Annotated in this window: 2 protein-coding genes; both read left to right on the forward strand. The window is 41.9% G+C overall.

Annotated elements, in window-relative coordinates:
- Nucleotides 1-237: IS66 family insertion sequence element accessory protein TnpB (gene tnpB / locus JUB15_RS28280; protein ID WP_207516116.1), on the forward strand; the 237-nt coding region annotated here is incomplete at its 5' end.
- Between the two features lie 49 nt (nucleotides 238-286).
- Nucleotides 287-1,759, forward strand: coding sequence for an IS66 family transposase (gene tnpC, locus JUB15_RS28285; RefSeq protein ID WP_207516117.1), 1,473 nt, complete (start codon nucleotides 287-289; stop codon nucleotides 1,757-1,759).
- The last annotated feature ends 51 nt before the right edge of the window (nucleotides 1,760-1,810 follow it).

Below are 1,810 nucleotides of genomic sequence, written 5' to 3' on the forward strand. Positions count from 1 at the left end.
TTTATTTTTATTAATAAGCCACGAACTCATTTGAAGCTGCTCATATATGAGCAGGGCGGATTTACAATATTTTACAGACGACTGGAGAAAGGAGCTTTTGAAGTGCCGGATTTTGATCTGGATGCCAAAAGTATGCAACTCACCTCTAATCAATTGCATTTTATATTGCAGGGCGTATCATTAAAAACAGTCAGGTATCGCAAAAGATATCAACACAAAACGACAAAAAGTGAATAACTATAGTTGCATAGCGCATAAGGAAGCACGAACTTAGGTTTACTCAGCTATGCAAAGCGCTACACCACCAGATTACAAAACGCTATATGAACAATCTCAGTTGCGAATAGTTGTTCTTGAACAGCAATTACAACAACTGCAGAAGATGATCTTCGGCGCTCGCCATGAGCGCTTTGTCCCACCCCACTCAAATGACCTTCAATTGTCACTGGATATACAAACAGATCCGGTTGGCAACCGTACAATAACCAATACCCAAAAAATCAGCTATACACGTAATACGGTATCTACAGACAAGCCGGTTCAACACCCTGGCAGAATGAAACTGCCTGAAACCTTACGACGCGAAGAAATTATTATTGAGCCAAAGGAAGATATAACAGGCTGCAAAAAGATGGGAGAAGAAATTACCGAAGTGCTGGAATATCAGCCTGGGGAATTGTACGTAAAACAATACAGGCGCATTAAATATGCAAAACCCGGCAATACTGGCGTACTTATAGGTGAGCTTCCTTGCCGTCCAATTGAAAAAGCCATGGCTGGAGAAGGTTTGCTGGCTCAGGTGGTAATAGATAAATATGTTGATCACCTGCCATTGCATCGTCAGATGCAGCGTTTTGAAAGATCAGGTGTTAAGCTGGCATACTCTACACTTACAGATATGGTAAGTGGAACCTGCGATCTGATTACGCCCTTATTTGAAGCGCTGAAAGCAGAGGTGCTTCAAAGTCAGTATCTGCATGTGGATGAGACTCCTATGAAAGTACTCGATAAGGATAAAAAGGGCCAAACTCACAGAGGTTATTATTGGGTTTATCATAACAGTCTTAATAAAATCGTCTTTTTTGATTATCAGGAAGGCCGGGGGCGTGAAGGTCCGTTGGGGATACTTGAAAATTTTACTGGCTACCTGCAAACAGATGGCTATGCAGCGTATGATGTTTTTTATAATCAGAAAAACATCACGCTTATTCATTGCATGGCTCATGCAAGGCGTATGTTCAATGAAGCATTGGACAACGATTCTGCGCGTGCTGCCTATGCTCTGGAAGAGATACAAAAACTCTATACCATTGAGCGTGTCAGCAAAGAGTCTAATCTAAACTTTGAAGAACTGAAAGTTGTTCGGTGTGCAAAAGCTGCACCCATACTTAAGGCGCTGGGGTTATGGATGCAACAGCAATATGTACAGGTACTGCCTAAAAGCGCCATTGGCAAAGCGCTGGCGTATAGCATCGAGCGGTGGGATAAGCTATCTATATATATTACTGATGGTCGATTGAAAATCGATAACAACCCAGTGGAAAACAGTATACGTCCCGTGGCCCTCGGTAGAAAAAATTATCTCTTTGCCGGCTCTCACGAAGCTGCAAAACGGAGCGGCATGTTATATAGCTTGTTGGGCACCTGTAAAATGCATAATATAGAACCATACTCCTGGCTAAAGGAAGTATTGCAAACAATACCTCAGCATCCTGTAAACAGAGTAAAGCAGCTTTTACCACATCATTACAAAAAGTAACCTTCGATAGATCTTCGTTTAAATGCAACATGTACTTGCTCGTAGGGATAC

This window comes from Longitalea luteola, from assembly GCF_017356035.1.
GTDB classification, from domain to species: domain Bacteria; phylum Bacteroidota; class Bacteroidia; order Chitinophagales; family Chitinophagaceae; genus Niastella; species Niastella luteola.

Bases quoted from the DNA above. Each gene is read 5' to 3' on its own strand.
- tnpC (WP_207516117.1), top strand. From the start codon at position 287: ATGCAAAGCGCTACACCACCAGATTACAAAACGCTATATGAACAATCT.